This window comes from Siminovitchia terrae, assembly GCF_003605405.2.
Lineage (GTDB): Bacteria > Bacillota > Bacilli > Bacillales > Bacillaceae_C > Siminovitchia > Siminovitchia terrae.
Map to the genome: position 1 here is coordinate 12,085 of NZ_QYTW02000007.1, position 18,703 is coordinate 30,787.

20 protein-coding genes and 1 pseudogene are annotated in these 18,703 nt (G+C 38.2%); 18 read left to right on the plus strand and 3 right to left on the minus strand.

Annotation, left to right across the window (positions count from 1 at the left end):
• Window positions 1-14 precede the first annotated feature (14 nt).
• The 3 genes from D5F11_RS09185 to paaX all read left to right on the plus strand — a co-directional run bounded on the left by D5F11_RS09185 (window position 15) and on the right by paaX (window position 3,181).
• Complete coding sequence (locus tag D5F11_RS09185) at window positions 15-890, plus strand: 3-hydroxyacyl-CoA dehydrogenase (RefSeq protein WP_120118149.1); 876 nt, start codon at window positions 15-17, stop codon at window positions 888-890.
• On the plus strand, window positions 887-2,089 hold the full coding sequence (locus tag D5F11_RS09190) for a thiolase family protein (RefSeq protein ID WP_120118150.1): 1,203 nt from the start codon (window positions 887-889) through the stop codon (window positions 2,087-2,089). Before D5F11_RS09185 ends, D5F11_RS09190 begins: the two co-directional genes overlap by 4 nt.
• Before the next feature lie 210 nt (window positions 2,090-2,299).
• Window positions 2,300-3,181, plus strand: coding sequence for a phenylacetic acid degradation operon negative regulatory protein PaaX (gene paaX, locus D5F11_RS09195; protein ID WP_120118201.1), 882 nt, complete (start codon window positions 2,300-2,302; stop codon window positions 3,179-3,181).
• A 42-nt stretch (window positions 3,182-3,223) separates the two neighbouring features.
• Here paaX and D5F11_RS09200 read toward each other — a convergent pair whose 3' ends face one another.
• Window positions 3,224-3,742 carry a gamma carbonic anhydrase family protein gene (locus D5F11_RS09200; protein ID WP_120118151.1) on the minus strand — a complete coding sequence of 173 codons (519 nt, stop codon included), beginning with the start codon at window positions 3,740-3,742 and terminating at the stop codon, window positions 3,224-3,226.
• A 79-nt stretch (window positions 3,743-3,821) separates the two neighbouring features.
• On the opposite strand from D5F11_RS09200, the gene D5F11_RS09205 reads away from it, so the two are divergent.
• The 9 genes and pseudogenes from D5F11_RS09205 (at window position 3,822) to D5F11_RS09245 (ending at window position 11,488) form a co-directional block, all read left to right on the plus strand.
• Complete coding sequence (locus D5F11_RS09205) at window positions 3,822-4,772, plus strand: NAD(P)H-dependent flavin oxidoreductase (RefSeq protein WP_185830598.1); 951 nt, start codon at window positions 3,822-3,824, stop codon at window positions 4,770-4,772.
• A 95-nt stretch (window positions 4,773-4,867) separates the two neighbouring features.
• The gene (deoD, locus tag D5F11_RS09210; RefSeq protein WP_120118153.1) at window positions 4,868-5,569 is read left to right on the plus strand and encodes a purine-nucleoside phosphorylase; all 702 of its coding nucleotides are present in this window, start codon (window positions 4,868-4,870) and stop codon (window positions 5,567-5,569) included.
• Between the two features lie 534 nt (window positions 5,570-6,103).
• Window positions 6,104-7,069, plus strand: a complete 966-nt coding sequence (locus D5F11_RS09215) for a DUF4822 domain-containing protein (RefSeq protein WP_120118154.1) — start codon at window positions 6,104-6,106, stop codon at window positions 7,067-7,069.
• A gap of 131 nt (window positions 7,070-7,200) precedes the next feature.
• Window positions 7,201-7,671, plus strand: a pseudogene (locus D5F11_RS09220) (anti-sigma factor); the annotation flags it as partial.
• Between the two features lie 373 nt (window positions 7,672-8,044).
• Window positions 8,045-8,656 (plus strand): TetR/AcrR family transcriptional regulator, encoded by a 612-nt coding sequence (locus tag D5F11_RS09225; protein WP_120118156.1) that lies wholly within the window; start codon window positions 8,045-8,047, stop codon window positions 8,654-8,656.
• Window positions 8,649-9,317: a YqeB family protein gene (locus D5F11_RS09230; RefSeq protein ID WP_120118157.1), complete on the plus strand. Its 669-nt coding sequence runs from the start codon at window positions 8,649-8,651 to the stop codon at window positions 9,315-9,317. The genes D5F11_RS09225 and D5F11_RS09230 overlap by 8 nt, the downstream gene beginning before the upstream one ends.
• Window positions 9,318-9,907: 590 nt before the next feature.
• Entirely contained in the window at window positions 9,908-10,765 is an 858-nt protein-coding gene (locus D5F11_RS09235; protein ID WP_120118158.1) for a class I SAM-dependent methyltransferase, read from the plus strand.
• A 200-nt stretch (window positions 10,766-10,965) separates the two neighbouring features.
• On the plus strand, window positions 10,966-11,187 hold the full coding sequence (locus D5F11_RS09240) for a hypothetical protein (protein WP_120118159.1): 222 nt from the start codon (window positions 10,966-10,968) through the stop codon (window positions 11,185-11,187).
• An 85-nt stretch (window positions 11,188-11,272) separates the two neighbouring features.
• On the plus strand, window positions 11,273-11,488 hold the full coding sequence (locus D5F11_RS09245; protein ID WP_120118160.1) for a helix-turn-helix transcriptional regulator: 216 nt from the start codon (window positions 11,273-11,275) through the stop codon (window positions 11,486-11,488).
• Between the two features lie 640 nt (window positions 11,489-12,128).
• On the opposite strand, the gene clpP is transcribed toward D5F11_RS09245, so the two are convergent.
• Both clpP and D5F11_RS09255 read right to left on the minus strand, forming a co-directional pair.
• Window positions 12,129-12,713, minus strand: a complete 585-nt coding sequence (gene clpP / locus D5F11_RS09250) for an ATP-dependent Clp endopeptidase proteolytic subunit ClpP (protein ID WP_120118162.1) — start codon at window positions 12,711-12,713, stop codon at window positions 12,129-12,131.
• A 24-nt stretch (window positions 12,714-12,737) separates the two neighbouring features.
• A complete protein-coding gene (locus tag D5F11_RS09255; protein ID WP_120118163.1) occupies window positions 12,738-13,454 on the minus strand; it encodes a sigma-70 family RNA polymerase sigma factor in 717 nt (238 codons plus the stop codon).
• A 339-nt stretch (window positions 13,455-13,793) separates the two neighbouring features.
• Between D5F11_RS09255 and D5F11_RS26235 the strand changes: the two genes are divergently transcribed.
• The 6 genes from D5F11_RS26235 (at window position 13,794) to abc-f (ending at window position 18,701) form a co-directional block, all read left to right on the plus strand.
• On the plus strand, window positions 13,794-13,964 hold the full coding sequence (locus D5F11_RS26235; RefSeq protein ID WP_185830599.1) for a hypothetical protein: 171 nt from the start codon (window positions 13,794-13,796) through the stop codon (window positions 13,962-13,964).
• Between the two features lie 475 nt (window positions 13,965-14,439).
• Window positions 14,440-15,153 (plus strand): AraC family transcriptional regulator, encoded by a 714-nt coding sequence (locus tag D5F11_RS09260; protein WP_120118164.1) that lies wholly within the window; start codon window positions 14,440-14,442, stop codon window positions 15,151-15,153.
• Between the two features lie 82 nt (window positions 15,154-15,235).
• Window positions 15,236-15,346, plus strand: a complete 111-nt coding sequence (locus D5F11_RS28045) for a MetS family NSS transporter small subunit (RefSeq protein ID WP_425470778.1) — start codon at window positions 15,236-15,238, stop codon at window positions 15,344-15,346.
• 54 nt (window positions 15,347-15,400) lie between these two features.
• On the plus strand, window positions 15,401-16,339 hold the full coding sequence (locus D5F11_RS09270) for a DMT family transporter (protein ID WP_120118166.1): 939 nt from the start codon (window positions 15,401-15,403) through the stop codon (window positions 16,337-16,339).
• A 192-nt stretch (window positions 16,340-16,531) separates the two neighbouring features.
• Entirely contained in the window at window positions 16,532-16,648 is a 117-nt protein-coding gene (locus tag D5F11_RS27730) for an RAxF-45 family protein (RefSeq protein ID WP_280519816.1), read from the plus strand.
• Window positions 16,649-16,826: 178 nt separating this feature from the next.
• Complete coding sequence (gene abc-f, locus D5F11_RS09275) at window positions 16,827-18,701, plus strand: ribosomal protection-like ABC-F family protein (RefSeq protein ID WP_120118167.1); 1,875 nt, start codon at window positions 16,827-16,829, stop codon at window positions 18,699-18,701.
• The last annotated feature ends 2 nt before the right edge of the window (window positions 18,702-18,703 follow it).

Here is an 18,703-nt window from a genome sequence, read left to right on the forward strand (position 1 = left end):
AAGGAGGTAAACGAATGATTCAAAACATTACAGTGGTCGGTTCTGGAGTTATGGGAAGGGGCATAGCCTATGTAGCTGCTGCGGCAGGCTACTCAGTTATCCTCACAGATGTAAGTGAAGAAGCCCTCCATAAGGCAAAAGAAGAAATTGTTAAAATTGCAGAGAAAGGATTGGCAATAGGAAAGCTTACCAATGAAGGTTTTGCACATATCAAAGATAAGCTAGTCTACAGTACAGACTTGAAAGAAGCCGCTTCTACTGTGGATTTAATCATTGAAGCTGTTCCAGAAAAAGGAGAGATAAAGAGACAGGTGTTTGAAACGATAGAGGAATCCGCACCGGCACACTGTCTGTTTGCCACGAACACATCAACGATGAGTCCTACAGAGATTGCCTCTTATGCAAAGAGGCCGGACAAAACAATCGCCATGCACTTTTTCAATCCGGTCCATAAAATGCCTTTGGTTGAAATTATTAAGGGATTGGAAACGAGTGAAGAAACGGCAGAAACGATCAAAAATACGGCGGAGAAGATGGGAAAACAAACTGTTGTCATCAATGAATTTCCGGGTTTTGTCACAAGCAGGATCAGTGCACTTGTTGGAAATGAAGCGTTCTATATGCTTCAGGAAGGCCTCGGAAAACCAGAAGATATTGATAAAGCAATCAAGCTGGGCTTGAATTACCCAATGGGACCTTTTGAACTGGCCGATCTCGTTGGACTGGATGCACGCTTGAACAACCTGAAATACCTTCATGAGAAACTCGGTGAAAAGTATAGACCGGCACCGCTGCTAGAACAATATGTAAAAGCTGGCAGGTTAGGACGGAAAAGTGGAAAAGGTGTTTATGACTATACAAATAATGAAAAAGAGTTGATAGAAAAATGAGAGAAGTTGTGATAGTAGATGCTGTCAGGACGCCATTTGGCAGGTATAAAGGGGCATTGAAACACATTCGTCCCGATGATTTGGGCGCTGTAGTTATCGAAGCCTTAATTAATCGTAATCCTGGATTTCCAAAAGAAGAAATTGAGGAGGTTGTACTAGGAAATGCAAACCAGGCAGGGGAAGACAATAGAAACGTTGCCCGCATGTCCACATTATTGGCTGGGCTGCCTTTACATGTTGCCGGGACAACAGTCAATCGACTGTGCGGATCGGGCCTAGATGCGGTAATGTATGCTGCGAGGGCAATTGCTGTTGGTGATGGCGACATTTTCATTGCCGGCGGAACGGAAAGTATGACAAGGGCACCGCTGGTCATGGCAAAGCCTGATAAGGAGTTTCCACGTGGTCCAATGGAACTCCAGGATACGACTATCGGGTGGCGTTTTACCAATCCAAAATTGAAAGAAATGTATGGAGCGGACACCATGCCAGAAACCGCAGAAAATGTTGCAAAGCGCTTCGGTATTTCCAGAGAAGAACAAGACAGGTTTGCTTTGGAAAGTCAAATGAAGGCTAAGAGGGCGATAGAAGAAAATATTTTTAAGGAAGAAATTATTCCTGTCGTTTATACAGACAGAAAAGGAAATGAAATCATTGTAGATCGTGACGAACATCCACGCCCGGATACTTCTCTTGAAAAATTATCAAAACTAAGACCGCTTTTCAGCGGAGGAACGGTCACTGCAGGGAACGCTTCCGGCGTGAATGACGGAGCCGCAGCTCTTTTACTAATGAGCAAAGACAAAGCGGAAGAACTGGGGTTCAAACCTTTGGTTACTTATAAGATTGGCGCTGTTGCAGGGCTTGAGCCGGCTGTTATGGGGCTTGGACCGATCTACTCGAGTAAAAAGGCCCTGGGGCGTGCAGGATTAAGAGTAGATGAGATAGATTTGGTGGAGCTTAATGAAGCTTTTGCATCCCAGTCTTTGCAGTGTATTAAAGAACTTGGTCTGGATAAGGAAAAGGTGAATGTTAATGGAGGCGCCATTGCTTTTGGGCATCCTCTTGGTGCAAGCGGCGCCAGAATTCTGACCACCTTGATTTATGAATTGAAAAGACGAGGTTCAAAATACGGGCTTGCCACTATGTGTATCGGAGTTGGTCAAGGAATTTCAGTCATCGTTGAAAATAAGGGATGATGTCAAGTACCCTTGCTTTATCAAAGTAAGGGTATTTATTCTAATGTTTTGATGAATATCGATGGGGAGTCCTGGTGAAGGCGAAGAGATCGGGCATGGCGTTTGCCCTTTTCTTAACAAGACATCCAGGAGCAGTTTTTGCTTATTCTTTACTTCAAGAATGGTATAATTCAGTTAAAAATGATTTGTAAAGAAAAGAGTGACGGATGTATGGGGCTAAACACACAATCAATGATCTTTACAATATATGGTGACTATATTCGCCATTATGGAAACAAAATTTGGATTGGCAGTCTAATCCGGCTGTTGAAGGAGTTCGGCCACAATGAACAAGCGGTAAGGGTGGCAGTATCAAGGATGGTAAAGCAGGGATGGTTACAGTCAGAGAGACAGGGAAATAAGAGCTACTACTTTTTAACAACGCGCGGCGTCAGCCGTATAGATGAAGCGGGTCGTAGAATATTTAAGCTGGATCCTCATGAATGGGATGGGAAGTGGAGAATGCTTATGTATTCTATTCCGGAAGAAAAAAGACAAATCAGGGATGACCTCAGGAAAGAACTGCTTTGGAGCGGTTTTGGCAGCTTCACACACAGTTGTTGGATTTCTCCTAATAATTTGGAGAAAGAAGTGGAATGGTTAATTGAAAAATATGAGATTCAGGAATTCGTGGACTTTTTCGCATCTGAATATATGGGGCCAAAAGATAATGCCGAATTAGTGAAGAAGAGTTGGCCATTGGAAGAAATCGAAGCGAAATATGAAGAGTTTGTTTCAGCATACGGTAAACAATTTATTATACATCAAAGTTTGCTCAATGAAGGAAAAATGAGCGATGCCGATTGCTTTGTGGAGAGAACGAAACTGGTGCATGAATACCGAAAGTTCCTGTTCATAGATCCGGGACTGCCAAAAGAGTTGCTGCCACCAATGTGGAGCGGCAACCATGCAGCACTGCTTTTCAGGCAATACTATCAGCTTTTGGCTGAACCAGCGAGCGATTTTTTCGAAGCCGTTTTTGAAAAAGGTAACGACTTGCGGAAAAAAGATAAGGCCTATAACGCGAATGACCATCCATACATTGTCAAATGAAATAAACTGCCTTCACAAGGCTGAGAAGGCAGGAAGAAAGCTTTAACCCTTAGCCAATATCGAGTTGTATTCCTTTCCTTTCTGTACATATGTATCGATGGATAATTGGATCAGTTCCAAATCTTTATCATTCAATTCCCGGACAACTTTTCCCGGAGAGCCGATAACAAGCGATCTGGGCGGTATTTTTTTGCCTGAGGGGATTAATGTGTTGGCTCCGATAATGCATTCTTCCCCTATTTCCACATGATCCAAAATGGTGGAACCCATTCCAATAATAGAGCGCTTTCCAATTTTGCAGCCATGTAGAATGACATTGTGTCCGACAGTGACTTCGTCTTCAATTATGACCGGACATCCTTCGTACATATGAAGAGTTGAATTATCTTGAATACTGCATCTTTGGCCGACCTTTACAGGCCCCTCATCTCCGCGCAGAACGGCATTAAACCAAATGGTCGATTCCATTCCGATTGTGACATCACCGATTAAATAGGCTCCTGGAGCGACAAATACGGAAGGGTGAACTTCTGGAGCTGTTTGGTTATACGTTATTTTCATTACGCAACCTCCATTGAAATAATATTAAAAATTTATTGTCTCTTTTACTATAACATTATTTTTCAGGATGGTGAAAAATTTGAAATATGCATGTGATTTATTGGGCATCACGTATCCAATCATCCAAGGCGGTATGGGAAACATCAGTAATGCTCCATTAACTTCGGCCGTTTCAGAAGCCGGTGGATTGGGAACAGTGGGAGCTGGCACGATGCCGCCGGATGAGGTAGAGAAACTGATTTTGGATATAAAGAGCAAGACCACAAAGCCTTTTTCGTTGAACATTCCAATTTCCGTGACGAAGTATACAAACGAATTGATTGACTTGGCAATTAAGCATAGGATTGCTGCGGTCTCTTTATCTGCGGGCAACCCGGCTCCATTCATACCTATTTTACAAAGAAACGACATTAAAGCGATCGTGATTGTCGCATCTGTCAAACATGCGATAAAAGCAGAGGAAGCCGGTGCTGACGTGCTTGTTGCCGAAGGCTTTGAAGCTGCCGGAATCAATTCTAGTCTTGAACTGACCACCTTTTCACTTATTCCTCAAATTGTTGATAAGGTTGGCATACCTGTTTTTGCAGCTGGAGGAATTGCAGATGGAAGAGGGCTGGCGGCCGCCCTTATGCTTGGAGCAAGCGGTGTCCAGATGGGGACAAGATTTGTCGCTGTAAGGGAGGCACCATTTCATAAAGCTTATAAAGAGAAGGTCCTTCATTCCGATGATCTCGGAACAATCATCCTAGGCCGATCGTTGGGAAGAGTTAGAAGGGTTCTCAAGGGAGACTATGCTGCTTCATTAATTGATTCAGAGAAAAAGGGTATGACAGAAGAGGAGTTTTTGGAAAAGACCTCTGAGCAGTTTCATGTGAAAGGAGCTATCCAGGGAGATTTTGAAAAAGGTTATGTAAATGGCGGGCAGGCAGCAGGACTGATTCAGCACATACCATCTGTTAAGCAGCTGTTTGAAGAAATGATGGAACAAACTCAAAATCAAATAAAATGTGTGGATAAACAATTTCAGTAACTTGTGGATTTTTTAAGCCGATTTTTCTGAGTTGATTTGCACGAAGGCTGGCAAACATTTAATATAGAAGGTGAAATATGGAAGGGGGAACATGAATGAGTATACATATAAATGCACCTGATTCAGCTATTGCAGATACGGTTCTTCTACCGGGCGATCCGCTGCGTGCCAAATATATTGCCGAAACTTTCTTGGAAAATGCGCAAGTTTATAATACTGTTCGGAACATGCTTGGATATACCGGAGAATACAAGGGGAAAAGAATTTCCGTCCAAGGGACTGGGATGGGTGTACCGTCCATTTCCATTTATATTAATGAACTGATGGAAAGCTATAATGTACAAAATTTGATCCGTGTGGGAACATGCGGTGCGATTCAGAAAGATGTTAAAGTACGAGATGTCATTCTTGCCATGTCCGCCTCTACTGACTCTCAAATGAACCGTTTAACCTTCAACGGCATTGATTATGCTCCAACCGCATCGTTTGATCTATTGAAAAGAGCATATGATGAAGGTGTGGACAAAGGACTACATTTAAAAGTAGGGAATGTTTTCACAGCCGACATGTTTTATAATGATAATGCCGAGCATGAGAAATGGGCACAGTACGGTATTCTGGCTATCGAAATGGAGACTGCTGCACTCTACACATTGGCGGCAAAATTCGGCCGCAAAGCCCTTTCTATTTTGACAGTGAGTGACCATATATTGACAGGAGAACTGACAACAGCAGAAGAACGTCAGACAACCTTCAATGAAATGATTGAAGTGGCATTGGAAACAACTATTAAATAACCCTTGATGCTATAAGCTTTTCAAGATTAACTTATTCAGAGAAAAACAAGCAAGTGACATAAAGTGGCCATTACAGATGGGCATTGTAAGCGTCACTTGCTTGTCATATTTATAATTCTTCAACAATCAGGCGCACTCAAATATGAGTGCGTTTTTTTATGAATCACATTAACGAAGTAAAAGCATGTTCATTTTTTTACTGAATGAATATGCTTTTTTACTTTGAGATAAATGCTGTAAATAGCAAAAACAGCAATGGGCAAAAGCAAGTTTGCAATGAAAAAAATTAATGCTTAAATAGAACAACGTTTGAAAACTAGAAGTTTATCCTATCCAAAAATAGCTAATAATGGATGTAGACGATATTTTTCACAGTGTATCTCATCTAATAGCTGGATATGGATTAACAAGGAGACTCAATTCAAGGAGCAATAGACGCCTTTAAAATTTTGTCTAATGTGAGGGAAAAATGGTCAACTTCAATAATTGAGGATGGGTACAAGTATATAATAAAAAATTTGGAGGTCATTACATATGAGAAAGTTACTAATTTTATTAAGTCTAACAATGGTCCTGTCAGCAGCATGTCAATCAAAACCCGATACAAAAGATGATGCTGTAAAAGATAATGCAACAAAAACTGAGGACACAAAGAAAGAAGATCAATTAGAAAATAATTTAACCAAAGGCCAAGAAATGGCCAATATTCTTGGCAGTACAAACTGGCAGGGCAAAAGAGTTTATGATCAAGATAATCATGATTTAACAAAGGAGAACAGCGATTATATCGGTCTTGCAAAGTATGATGCCGAGGCAGGCCGATACGAACTTTTTGATGCTAAAACTGGTCAAAGTCGTGACGATAGAGGAGCTTTCTTTATCACTAATGATGGAAAGAGTCGAGTTTTCATTTCCGAATCCAAGGACTACCAAGCAGTAGTTGACATAACAGAATTAAATGAGGATGTTTTTACTTATAAAAGAATGGGTAAAGATGCTGAAGGTAATGATGTAGAGATATTTGTGGAGCATGTTCCATATAAAGAAAAAGAGCTTTCTTTTACTGAGCCAGATAAAACTTTGGACACTACTACAGGAGATATTGTTACAGATGTAGATGGGGATAAAATTTTAGCTGATACACTTTGGCATGGAACCGTTGTATTAGATGAAGACGAAAATGATGTAACCGAGTACAATACAAATTTTATCAGCCTGGCAAAATATGATGATAAGACGAATAAATATGAGTTTTTTAATCCTGAAACGGGAAAAAGCCGTGGGGACTATGGTTACTTTAATGTACTACACGGAAATAAAATCAGAGCCCATGTTTCGTTAGGAGAAAATAAATATGGGGCAGTACTTGAAATAACAGAGCTTAATGACAATAAATTTACTTATAAAAGAACTGGAAAAGACAAGGATGGGCAAGATATAACTGTATTTGTCGAGCATGAACCTTATGATGGCGATCTGAAACCGGAATTCACTCATTGAAAACAAAAATAATGTTGGAACTGCCCTTGCAAGAAGACAGAACGGCTCTAGTCCTGAATCCTAGTGGACTAAGGCCGTTTAATTGTTTTGGAGAATTTGTTGATCTTTTTTCAATGGTAGGAAGAAGGGGCATGTTAGAAAGCTATATTGAAACAGATATAAGTGATGAACAAATGTTGAAAGTCTTGGAAAGTATTTCACTTGAATCAACATCAGAGGAAAAGTCATCCATCATAATGGATTATGATAAATCTCTTTTTAGCGATGACAATGACACTTCCGAACTTAGCGTTATTCCTTTACCAAAGGATAGTAAACAATTGTTTAAAGTAGGACAAAACGTGCCTGTGACCTTGGAGCAAGCAGAAACTGAAATAATAAATCGACTGGACTTCATTATAGAGAAAGTTGAAGTCTTTGATTCAATCAAAGATTTTAAACAAGTGGACTTTAATGACTCTAGCCTAGAAATACTAAGCGAAAATAAGGTTTTAGATCAGACGAAGTAATTGATACCGTACAGACGCGATTTATATTAAGTGGGGAATGGAAATGACTCAATTGACAAATTGCTGGAATCTTCATTAGTTCACCCAAAATTTTTCCTAGTTGTTTTTATCATAAACTTTAATGGATTATTCTGATGTCTCTCTTCCAAAAAGTCGATATCTGTTACTTAATAGTTGGGACCTCCATATTTGGGTTGTCTCAACGGGATATTTCCTCAACAATGAAGATTTCATATGATTTTTCTGACTCGCATGAAATGCTATCAGATATTGCCTATTATGTGCTCCAGAAATAGAAAGCAAAATTCCGTAATTCTAAATTCCCCTTTAAGTCCTTAATGAAACAGACTAACCTAAATGTAATATCGGCGATATGTTTAGCTGATTAGAACCAATGGATTGTTTTGACAATTAACATAATCAAACGTTATAATCTAACTAACGATAGGTAGAAAAAGGTGAAGAAATGAGCAAAAGCGAAACAACAAGAAAAAAAATTCTTGAAACGACCACATGGTTAATTGGACAGTATGGAATTGAAAAAACCTCACTTTCAATGATCGCTCATTCTGTAGGTATAAAGAAGCCATCAATATATTACTATTACTCTTCAAAAGAGGAACTAGTAGAGGCAGTATTCATTTGGATTTTAGAAGGATATAGTTTTGAGGAATACTTTCATATTAATAACTATACGAAAGATAATTTTATAGAGAAGATTTTTAGTGATGGGGCGCAATTATTAATTGAAGAATCTACAGATACACAACTACTTGTTGTCCAAGTATTAAATGAGTTTCTTCTATATGGAAGCCGAGAAAATTCACATAATAAATATAGATTGAAAATTAAAGCTGTACAGGAGGGGTTTATTAATGGTTTTATCAAATTAATGGAAAAAGGAATAGAATTTGACCTTATTGATTCAGAAGGATTACATGAGAAAGCATGTATACTTGCGTTGACGCTTGATAACTTATCAAACTATCCGATGATAGGAATTCAATTAGATAGTACAGCTGTGTGGAGACAAACTATTACAAGTGTATTGTCAAAAAGGGGCAAGGTGAATGAATAATAATCATACATTATTAAACTTTTCAAAGGCTGATAAAGTGATCTTATGGGTTGGTTTCCCAATTGCCGGGTTAGTTCTTGGGTGGTTTCTTCCGAGGATAGCAAAATGGGGGAGTTCTTTGCCTTGGGTACCTTTCCAAGGACCTTTAAAATTAATTGCGTCGTACAATGGAGTATGGGTAGGCTTTATTACAATGATCCTAGGTTTGATTGCGGGAATTGCATTGACTTTTTTAACCTTTCATGAAAGCCTCGAAGTGTCTATTTACGATGACAAAGTTATATTAAAGCTTAGAAATGAGGAAACGATCTTAAACAAGAAAGATATCTTACTAGTGTTTTTGGATAAAAAGCAATTAGTGTTATTAGGAAACGATGAGAAAGAAATATTTCGATATAAGCAAGAGCTTAATGAAAACACAGTGAGAACTGCATTTTTACAGCATAATTATTCTTGGAGCGACAAAGAGCCATTTAAAGAAGATTTTAAAAAGTGGGTAGTAGATTCCCCGGATTTATCACCTGCTGCGAATGCGCTATTGAAAGCTAGAAAAATAGCGATTGAAAATGGAGAGGACGAAGAAGTATTTCAGCTGGCTAAAGAGCTATGGAAATTACGAGTATCAGTAAAAGAAAACGATAATCGACAATATTATCGTTAAATATGATAATAAACAAAAATACTTTATTCTCTACATTGAAAACAAAACTGATGCGATATGGGACTAAGATTGAATGAAATAATGAAGACTATAGAATAACTTTCCCATTGCGAAAGTTAAATTTTAGAGCGTTAAGATCAATAGCTATTCACTTTACTACAATTCACAAGGAATAAAGTGACCGAAGAATGTTCTAAATAAGAATTAACATGTTTAATTATAAATCGCGTTGTTTAACTTCATTCAGCAGAAATCTCCTACTTCTATAAGTGGTGAGATGAATGCATATTGGTATTCCATTCAGTGAGGGTCCAAACCCCGGCTGAATAAAGTCAATGCCTCCGGCGGATGCCACAGATTTTCAGAGGAAATTTATCGAGCGGAGCTCGATTAATCATCTTATTCCATAAAATGAACAGATTGTGGAATAATAGCTAAGAGATAAAGTTTTATTGAAGAGTTTAAATGCTATTTCTTTGGGAGTCCAAGAAAACGCTAGATTTAATTGAGGTTAAAACAATTTATTCGGAGATTCTAAATAGTCATTTCGCACCCAAAGAAAATGGAATGATTCAAGAGGAGAGAATATTATGCATGATAAGCAAAATAGGGAGCCAGACAACACTGCAATCAGAGTTGCGTTATGGCGGGCGCTGCATGTTCAGGTCGATTCATCACCGCATGTGCTTGAGGACGAAGTAGGTCTGCGATTGGCTGATCCAGAGGAGGGATGGCGTCAACGCCCTGACATGGATCCAGAGGGTACCAGTAGCTTTCGAGCATCGATTGTGGCCCGTGCTCGTTATATTGAAGACTTAGTCACTGAGCAACTCGACAATGGTGTGACCCAATATGTTATCCTCGGAGCTGGCTTAGATACCTTTGCTCAGCGTCGACCGGAGATCGCCTCCCGGATGCGGGTCTTTGAGGTTGACCAGCCTGATACGCAGGCTTGGAAGAGACAACGCTTGATAGAGCTCGGATTTGACATCCCAGAGTGGTTGCGGCTCGTGTCGGTTGACTTCGAAGCTGGCGGGTCTTGGTGGGAGCAGCTAAAAACCGCCGGTTTTGACGCGACCCGTCCAGCAGTTGTGGCCTCTACGGGTGTTACTCAGTATCTCACTAAAGACGCAATTATGGATACGCTTCGTCAGGTAGCAAGGCTGGCCCCTGGCTCCACATTAGCCATGACATTCCTGCTGCCGTTTGAGCTGACCGAATCTGAGTTGCGCTCTGAAGCTGAAGCAGCGGAAAAGGGAGCGCGATCAAGCGGCACGCCTTTCATCAGCTTCTTCACACCGCCGGAGATGTTGGCACTGGCCCAAGAGGCGGACTTTCGAGAAGTCCAGCATGTATCCGCGACCGAACTTAACAAGCGCTACTTTTCCGGGCGAACTGATAACCTTAGGCTGCCAAGTGGGGAGGAGTTCCTGATAGCGACTACTTAGAGCCGGGATACTTTTATCCTCCAGAACAGCACATTTTAATAAATGATGGTAAACGGTTATTGTGAGGAAATTATAAAAATATATAGAAGATTGCTTTCAGGAGACCAGTAATAATGTAAAAAGAATTTGACATTTTTTACTGGTCCTTTTATAGTTGTAAATGTAAAAAGTGTTTTACATTTACAGGAGGTAATTAAAAAATGAATTGGGTTTTGATTTTGTTCACTGGTATCCTTTTATTAACTGTCACACTCATTACTTTTCTCCTTTACTCATTATCAAAACAAGGCGATGAAAGGAAAAATTATATAAAACAAAAAGCAATGTCCCAAACGTTTGCAGTTATAGTCGGTCTATTAATAATAGAAGTAAGTGTGTCTGTGTATGCATCAATTACTAATATTCAGGAACAAATGGATTAAACCCGTTTACTTTTCTTGTAACAATATCGATAGTTTACTTTGTAGCTGTTTTAATTAATAAAAAGAGGTTTGGTGGATAATTATTATGAAAAATAATATTCAACGATTAAGAAAAGCAAAGAAACTTTCCCAAGAGGATCTAGCTAACCTATGTCAAGTTACAAGACAGACGATCAATGCCATAGAAAATAATAAATATGATCCAACTTTAAAGTTAGCCTTTGATATGGCTTCGGTTTTGGATACCACAGTTGATGAGTTATTTTTGTATGAAAATGAAAAGAATTCAAAGGAAAAATGAATGATGAATAACAATATACTTCAGCTATTAAACCTTAACGATGAACAGGTTGGCCGTGTAGAGTCCCTTAGATTTTGTTTACTCAAGGCTATCGTAAAGCTAAAATGAAATTCAAAGAAATTGAAGTAATTTTCGGAGAAATCCTCTTGTTTAATTCCAAATTAGTCATGATTATCCATGGGTGTTTGAAGACATTTATAATGCTGATTTTTACACGCTATTTTCCGATCAACCTAAACTATAAAGCCGATCCTTGTACATGTAGGATCGGCTATTTTAAAAAAAGAATCTAAACGGTGTGGTCAGCGCTTTAAGCATGAGCCAAACAAAACCGCTCGATTGAAACCGCCCCCTTTAATTTTATTCAGCAGAAGTCTCCCACTTCAGTAAGTGGTGAGATGATATTCCATTCATTGGGGGTTCAAACCCCGGCTGAATAAAATTAGAGCCTCCGGCGGATGCTACAGATTTTCAGAGGAAATTTATCGAGCATAAGCTCGATAAAATCTGGGCGCAAATACGCCAAGGCGCATTTGATTTAAGCTTTATTTCAAAGCTACTAAGTTTGGCAGCATTGAAATAAAGTCGATCATGTAAATTTTCCTTGTTTTTTGATTCTTTCTCTACCCAAGTGAGATTATTATTTATTTAGCTCTATAACCTCGTCTATTATCCCATATTCTTTGGCTTCTTCTGCACTCATGAAATAATCCCGTTCTGTATCTCTTGCAATTTTTTCAACGGTTTGGCCGGTTCTGTCAGCCATAATTTGGTTGACTTTTTCTTTCAACTTTAGAATTCTTTTCGCTGATATTTCAATCTCTGTTGCTTGCCCTCTCGCACCCCCAAGCGGTTGATGAATCATGATTTCACTATTGGGAAGAGCAAGACGTTTCCCTTTCGTACCAGCTAGAAGCAGCATTGCACCAAATGAGGCTGCCATCCCGGTACAAATTGTCCTCACGTCAGGCTGAATGTATTGCATCGTATCAAATATGGCGAAACCTGCACTTGTAGATCCACCTGGACAATTGATATATAAGGAAATATCTTTTTCGGGATTGTCTGCCGCTAAAAATAATAGTTGCGCCACAATATTATTCGCCATATGATCATTAACTTCTTCACCAATCATAATAATTCGATCCTTTAATAAACGGGAGTATATATCATAGGAGCGCTCCCCAAGATTTGATTGCTCAATAACATATGGAATTGTACTCATGACTCATTCCTCCTTTTCAATTAGCTATGCAGCCATAGAGAGAGTGCTTGAAGGGGAGTGATTTAGTTTTTGGTTTAAGATAGCGATTGGTGTTCCTGTTTCCTTTTTTAAAGTGCGCATAGATGGAATAGCTTCGATCAGCACAGATGGATCTTGTAATGTTATGGCTTTATAAAATAGCTGATAAAGCTGATCATGTTCTTCATCAGTCCAGTACAATTCATTGGAGCAGGAAGCTTTTTCAATTTCGCTACTATCCATCCTTTTTCTTGCTCGGCTAAGGCTTGCTTTTACGGCCATCTCAGTTGTGCCCAATAACCTCGCGATTTCTTTTGATTTAAATTGAAAACCTTCCTTCAACAGGACAATGACGGCTTGCTTCGGTGTTAATTTTTTCATTAAAAAATCAATTACATCTAAAGCATAACTGGTTTCTTTCTTGTTTTCCTCTAACTCTGATAAAGACAAGGACGTTTCATTTTTTCTCTTTCGGATTGTATCAATCCAAAAGTTATAAGCTATTCTTTTTAACAAAGCAGGCGTAATGTTGTCTTTATGCTTGTAACGATCCAAAACCTTAACCATTACTTCTTGAGCAATATCCTCTCCGTCCCATTTATTTTGAGAAAGATATCGACAATATTGCTGAAGCTGCGGAAGTAAATTCATAAGGTTCTGCGTCAATCCTTCCTTAGATGGACCGTTATTTTTAACGAGTACAGGGAAACGATCTTTGTACATTTTGTTCACTCCTTTAGCACCTCTCTACTTACTAAACGTTTGAAAAAAAGAAAAGGATACGGGGTCAAAAAAATTTTTCTTTATGATGTCTAAAATGGGCGCCGACATTGATGCTGGTATCGCCATCCGTAATAATTTTCACTTTATTTTAATCCAGTATTGACATGTTTCTTTGTCACATACTGTATATTAGCCATGGGAAGTCATTGAATTTTCTTTCTACTTTCATGCGCTTTTTCGCATCTTCATTAGAGTGGCTGTATGCTGTCGGCATTTTAACTTCATTCAGCAGGAAATCTCCCATTTCGGTGAGATGAATGCATATTAGTATTCCATTCAGTGGGGGTTCAAACCCCGCTGAATAAAGTCAAAGCCTCCGGCGGATGCCAGAGATTTTCAGAGGGAATTTATCGGGCGGAGCTCGATAAAATCTGGGCGCAAATACGCCAAGGCGCATTTGATTTTGTTTGTACATTTTATTTTTCACATAAAGGAAATTCCATAACATAATTGGTTCTCTCTAAATTATTTGATAGAATTGTTTTACAAAATGTGGTGACGGTTAGGTTAGATTGTGTAACATAAAATAAAGAATTTTTTTAAGCTTAAGTCCTTTAAAACAGCAATTATTGTTAATGTATTGAAACTTATTGACAGAGAATTAACTTCATTCAGCAGAAGTCTCCCACTTCTGTAAGTGGAGAGATGAATGCATATTGGTATTCCATTCATTGGGGTTCAAACCCCGGCTGAATAAAGTCAAAGCCTCCGGCGGATGCCACAGATTTTCAGAGGAAATTTATCGAGTGGAGCTCGATAAAATCTGAGCGCAAATACGCCAAGGCGCATTTGATTTGCTTTTAGGTAAAATAGCTAAATCTGGTCTACAAGTGCCTAGGAAAATCTTCTAAATTCTGCAGACAAAAAATGGCACATGCCTGTTAATAAAAATTAAATTTTTTAGTAATGGAAGGAGGGATGAATAATGAATAAGATTGTTGCTGAGAAAAGAACTTATAGTTCAACACCAAATACTCATTTCCATTATTATGGACAGTTAATTCTACCGCTTCAAGGTCAGCTTTTCATACAGGCAGGGGCAAACGATTTTCAATTAAATCATGAAACATTACTTTATATTCCTCCAAATTGTATTCATACTTTTCATTCTATGACAAGTAATGAGTTTTTGATTTTGGAGATCCCGGATTTCATGTTGACTAGAAGGGAGCTTTTGGAAGAGGGAATTTTGTGCAAGTTTAATAACCATTGGAAAGGTATTCGGTTTCTGATCCAAAATGAAGTGGATCAAAAAAATGTAAATACTTCTGCATTGAAGGAGCTTTATCCATATATTTCTTATTATTTACTCCAAGATTGTTTGCCCAAATCTATTCAATACATTCATGATCATTACCATGAGAAACTAACCATTCGGAAATTAGCCTCTCTTGAACATTATCATCACTCCTATTATTCAGAGTGGTTTTACAAAAAAACTGGGAAAACTCCTTTTACATATATACAGGAGGTACGTTTGAATAAGGCGAAAGAGTTACTCCGTCATACAAATTTATCTATTTTACATATTGCTATACAGGTCGGCTTAGATTATCAATCATCCTTAACTCGTTTGTTCCAAAAATATGAGGGAATAACACCAACTCAATTTCGAAAACAACGTATTTCTGATAAATAATATCTATAAATCAGTAAAAATCATCTCCATTCTATCCATTACAATCAAGTCAAATGGATAAGGGGATGATTTTTTTATGTCAATGGATGCCATCGTTGTGATGATTTTTAGTATTGTTTTGCTTTGGGGTGGCTTAGGTTACTTTATTTTTAGATTTGTAAAAAATAGGAAATTTAAAAAATCCGATCTTTAATGTACTACTGGGATTTTTTTAGTTTGCCGTAAAAATCCTAAAAAGGAGAAAATCATGAAAACAGTCATAGGTATATTTTTTACAATGCTCTGGTCATCTGCGGCCATAGCAACGAAGATCGGGTTAAACTCGACTACACCATTATTGTTGGCAACCAGTCGCTTTATAATCGCCGGCGGCTTGTTATTCTTGTACATTTATTTTTTTCATGAGAGATATCCTTGGCCAAAATTAAATGAGTGGAGATCGCTCTTTCTTTTGGGCTTATTAAATACAACTATTTATTTAGGGGCAACGTTTTGGGCGTTGAACCATGTGTCAGCGGGATTGTTTAATTTATTTGTGACAACCAATCCGTTCTTAGTTGCTATTCTGTCTTGGATACTATTAAAGCGAAAAGTTTTATTCATGGAATGGATTGGGATGACTGTTGCAGCTTTTGGGTTGCTAATCGCGACATGGCCAACTATTACAGGTGGAGAAGTGCATGTATACGGATTGATTATTTTGGGCGTGGGGATGGCATCAATGGCCGTTGGAAGTGTTTATTTTAAAAAAGTTGATTTAAAATTACCCAGTATTGTGATCAATACTTGGCAAATGACGATTGGCGGTATTATATTAATTCCTATCACCTTTATCCTTGAAAAAGATTCTTACTTTATAAAGCTGGATCCGAACCTAGTGGGGTCATTAAGCTGGTTAGTGTTTGTTATTTCAATCGGAACCATGCTACTTTGGTTTTATTTGTTGAAACAGGATACAGTAAAGGCTAACAACTGGTTATTCTTGACACCTATTTTTGGATATGTATTTGCAAATGTTTTTTTAGATGAACCTGTTACTATTTTTGATAGTGTAGCTACTATTTTTGTTGTCATCGGATTATTACTTTCGGGAAATATTGCGATTCATCCTGTAATAAAGCTATTCAATCGATTTCGAAGCGTTAGTTATGAAACGGATACGTATGAAAAGGGGGATAGGCTTTAAATTTCAGTAGATTTTTTCAGCCTAATTGCAGTCGAACAAAACAATGTCCTCTTTGATTTTTTTCTCTACAGGTTCTATTGCTATTTCAGAATTGTTTCATAGCCTAATGATTCAATTTCAAGTCAGGCTTGAAAATAAATTCTAAACATAATAAAATATGAATAAATAACAATGAGATGGGGGTGGGTAAAGATGTTAAATCAAGCTGTTTTAGTGCACGGGTTTTGGACAGAGTTCTTATTTTTTAACCGTGCAAAATTTGCCGCTTCAATTGTTAACGGGATACGTATGCCCTTTTTTAGCAATTGAATAGCAAATCTAAAACGGTGAAAACATCTCTAACCCACAGTATGTAAGGATGGTTGAAGAGGAGATTTTCAAGCTCTTCTTTTTTAATTCTATAAAAATCCTTATTCAACGAGCCATGAGAGGTTGTGTTTTCTCATGGCTTTTTTGTGTGCTTTTTTATTCGAGGAGGAATATTTACATGATTATATGCAGTGTACATCAGGTCGGAAAAATGTATGGAGGTAACTCCATTTTTGAAAATATATCGTTTGAAATTCACGAAAAGGATCGGGTTGGCTTAGTTGGGAGAAATGGAAGTGGGAAAACAACTTTATTCCGGTTGTTAGCTGGTGAGGAAGTACCTGATTCCGGCCAAATCCATTGGAAAAAGGGTTCTGAGGTTGGTTATCTTGCACAAATTCCAGCATTTCCGAGTCAATCGACAACAAAGGATGTTTTGGAAACAGCTTTCTTAGATCTTTTACAAATACAAGAAAAAATGAAGAAGCTTGAGGTTAAGATGGGGAAGGAACCAAGCGGAGAAAGTCTGCAAAAATTAATTGATGATTATGGAAATCTTCAGGACCATTTTACATTAAAAGGCGGATATGAGATTGAGGCTAATATCGAAAAAATGGTTAATGGCCTAAACATACATGATCTACTTGATAAGGAATTCAACCAATTAAGTGGTGGTGAAAAAACAAAGGTTGGCTTAGCCCTTATTCTTCTAAAAGAACCAGACTTCTTATTATTGGATGAACCGACTAACCATTTAGATTTAATGGCATTGGAGTGGCTTGGCAGCTATTTGCATGAGTATAGTGGAACGGTTGTTGTTATTTCCCATGATCGTTATTTTCTTGATGAGGTTGTGACTGGAATATTGGATTTGGAGGATGGTGAAATTGAGTGCTATCCTACAAACTTTTCGGGGTTTGTGAAAGAAAAAGAGGAGCGGCTTCTAAGAGAATTCCATGCATATGAAGAACAGCAAAAGAAAATAAAGAAAATGAAGGAGGCTATCAAACGGCTAAGAGAGTGGGCGAACAGAGCCAATCCACCTAACGAAGGTCTTCATAAACGTGCAAGAAATATGGAAAGAGCATTAGAAAGATTGGAAAAACTGAATCGTCCCAAATTAAATCGGAAAAAAATGGACCTTGAGATGGATTCTTCTGACCGAAGTGGGAAAGATGTGTTGATGCTTACTGATGTTTCAAAATCTTTTGGAGAACAGCAGTTATTCGAACATGTTCATATGCATGTGATTTATCAAGAACGAGCTGCGATTGTCGGTGAGAATGGAACGGGTAAATCCACATTAATCAAACTGATTTTGGGGCAGCTCCATGCTGATGAAGGAAAAGTTAGGATCGGAAGTAACGTAAAAATAGGTTACTTATCTCAAAACATTTTTTCTGACATTAAGGATGAAACAGTCATTGAAGCATTTCGTAATGAGGTAAGGGTTACAGAAGGGGAAGCAAGACATATTTTGGCCAGGTTTTTATTTTATGGTTATATGGTTTTCCGTAAAGTTTCTCAGCTTAGTGGAGGGGAAAGAATGAGACTCCGCTTAGCTCAACTGATGTATCAAGACATTAACCTGCTCATTCTAGATGAGCCGACAAACCACTTAGACATTGAATCTCGGGAAGTCTTAGAAGAAGCACTTGAAAATTATAATGGAACGATTTTAGCTGTTTCACATGATCGGTATTTTCTAAATAAACTATTTGAGAAAATTTTTTGGATTGAATCAAAAGAAGTTCATTGTTTTGAGGGTAACTACAATTGGTCAAAGGAGAAAATGGCTTTTAAAAAAAGTAGGGCGGAGCATATAACAGTAGAAATTAAAAAGGAACCACCTGCCTTGGAGAAGCCAGTAGAACAAAAGAATATGAAGTATGAATACTTGGAAAAGGAATTAGAAACCGTGGAACAGAAGATTTCAGAGTTGGATAGGCGGTTAGCAGAAATTCAAGAATTAGAGCATTTACAACTACTATATGAAGAAAAGGAGGAGCTTGAGAGACAGTGGGAAGAACTTTATGAACAACTGGATCTGTAGTT

Excerpts from the sequence above, each read along its gene's own strand:
- D5F11_RS09185 (WP_120118149.1), top strand. The coding sequence starts at position 15 with ATGATTCAAAACATTACAGTGGTCGGTTCTGGAGTTATGGGAAGGGGC.
- D5F11_RS09190 (WP_120118150.1), top strand. The coding sequence starts at position 887 with ATGAGAGAAGTTGTGATAGTAGATGCTGTCAGGACGCCATTTGGCAGG.
- paaX (WP_120118201.1), top strand. The coding sequence starts at position 2,300 with ATGGGGCTAAACACACAATCAATGATCTTTACAATATATGGTGACTAT.
- D5F11_RS09200 (WP_120118151.1), bottom strand. The coding sequence starts at position 3,742 with ATGAAAATAACGTATAACCAAACAGCTCCAGAAGTTCACCCTTCCGTA.
- deoD (WP_120118153.1), top strand. The coding sequence starts at position 4,868 with ATGAGTATACATATAAATGCACCTGATTCAGCTATTGCAGATACGGTT.
- D5F11_RS09215 (WP_120118154.1), top strand. The coding sequence starts at position 6,104 with ATGAGAAAGTTACTAATTTTATTAAGTCTAACAATGGTCCTGTCAGCA.
- D5F11_RS09225 (WP_120118156.1), top strand. The coding sequence starts at position 8,045 with ATGAGCAAAAGCGAAACAACAAGAAAAAAAATTCTTGAAACGACCACA.
- D5F11_RS09230 (WP_120118157.1), top strand. The coding sequence starts at position 8,649 with ATGAATAATAATCATACATTATTAAACTTTTCAAAGGCTGATAAAGTG.
- D5F11_RS09235 (WP_120118158.1), top strand. The coding sequence starts at position 9,908 with ATGCATGATAAGCAAAATAGGGAGCCAGACAACACTGCAATCAGAGTT.
- D5F11_RS09240 (WP_120118159.1), top strand. The coding sequence starts at position 10,966 with ATGAATTGGGTTTTGATTTTGTTCACTGGTATCCTTTTATTAACTGTC.
- D5F11_RS09245 (WP_120118160.1), top strand. The coding sequence starts at position 11,273 with ATGAAAAATAATATTCAACGATTAAGAAAAGCAAAGAAACTTTCCCAA.
- clpP (WP_120118162.1), bottom strand. The coding sequence starts at position 12,713 with ATGAGTACAATTCCATATGTTATTGAGCAATCAAATCTTGGGGAGCGC.
- D5F11_RS09255 (WP_120118163.1), bottom strand. The coding sequence starts at position 13,454 with ATGTACAAAGATCGTTTCCCTGTACTCGTTAAAAATAACGGTCCATCT.
- D5F11_RS09260 (WP_120118164.1), top strand. The coding sequence starts at position 14,440 with ATGAATAAGATTGTTGCTGAGAAAAGAACTTATAGTTCAACACCAAAT.
- D5F11_RS28045 (WP_425470778.1), top strand. The coding sequence starts at position 15,236 with ATGGATGCCATCGTTGTGATGATTTTTAGTATTGTTTTGCTTTGGGGT.
- D5F11_RS09270 (WP_120118166.1), top strand. The coding sequence starts at position 15,401 with ATGAAAACAGTCATAGGTATATTTTTTACAATGCTCTGGTCATCTGCG.
- D5F11_RS27730 (WP_280519816.1), top strand. The coding sequence starts at position 16,532 with ATGTTAAATCAAGCTGTTTTAGTGCACGGGTTTTGGACAGAGTTCTTA.
- abc-f (WP_120118167.1), top strand. The coding sequence starts at position 16,827 with ATGATTATATGCAGTGTACATCAGGTCGGAAAAATGTATGGAGGTAAC.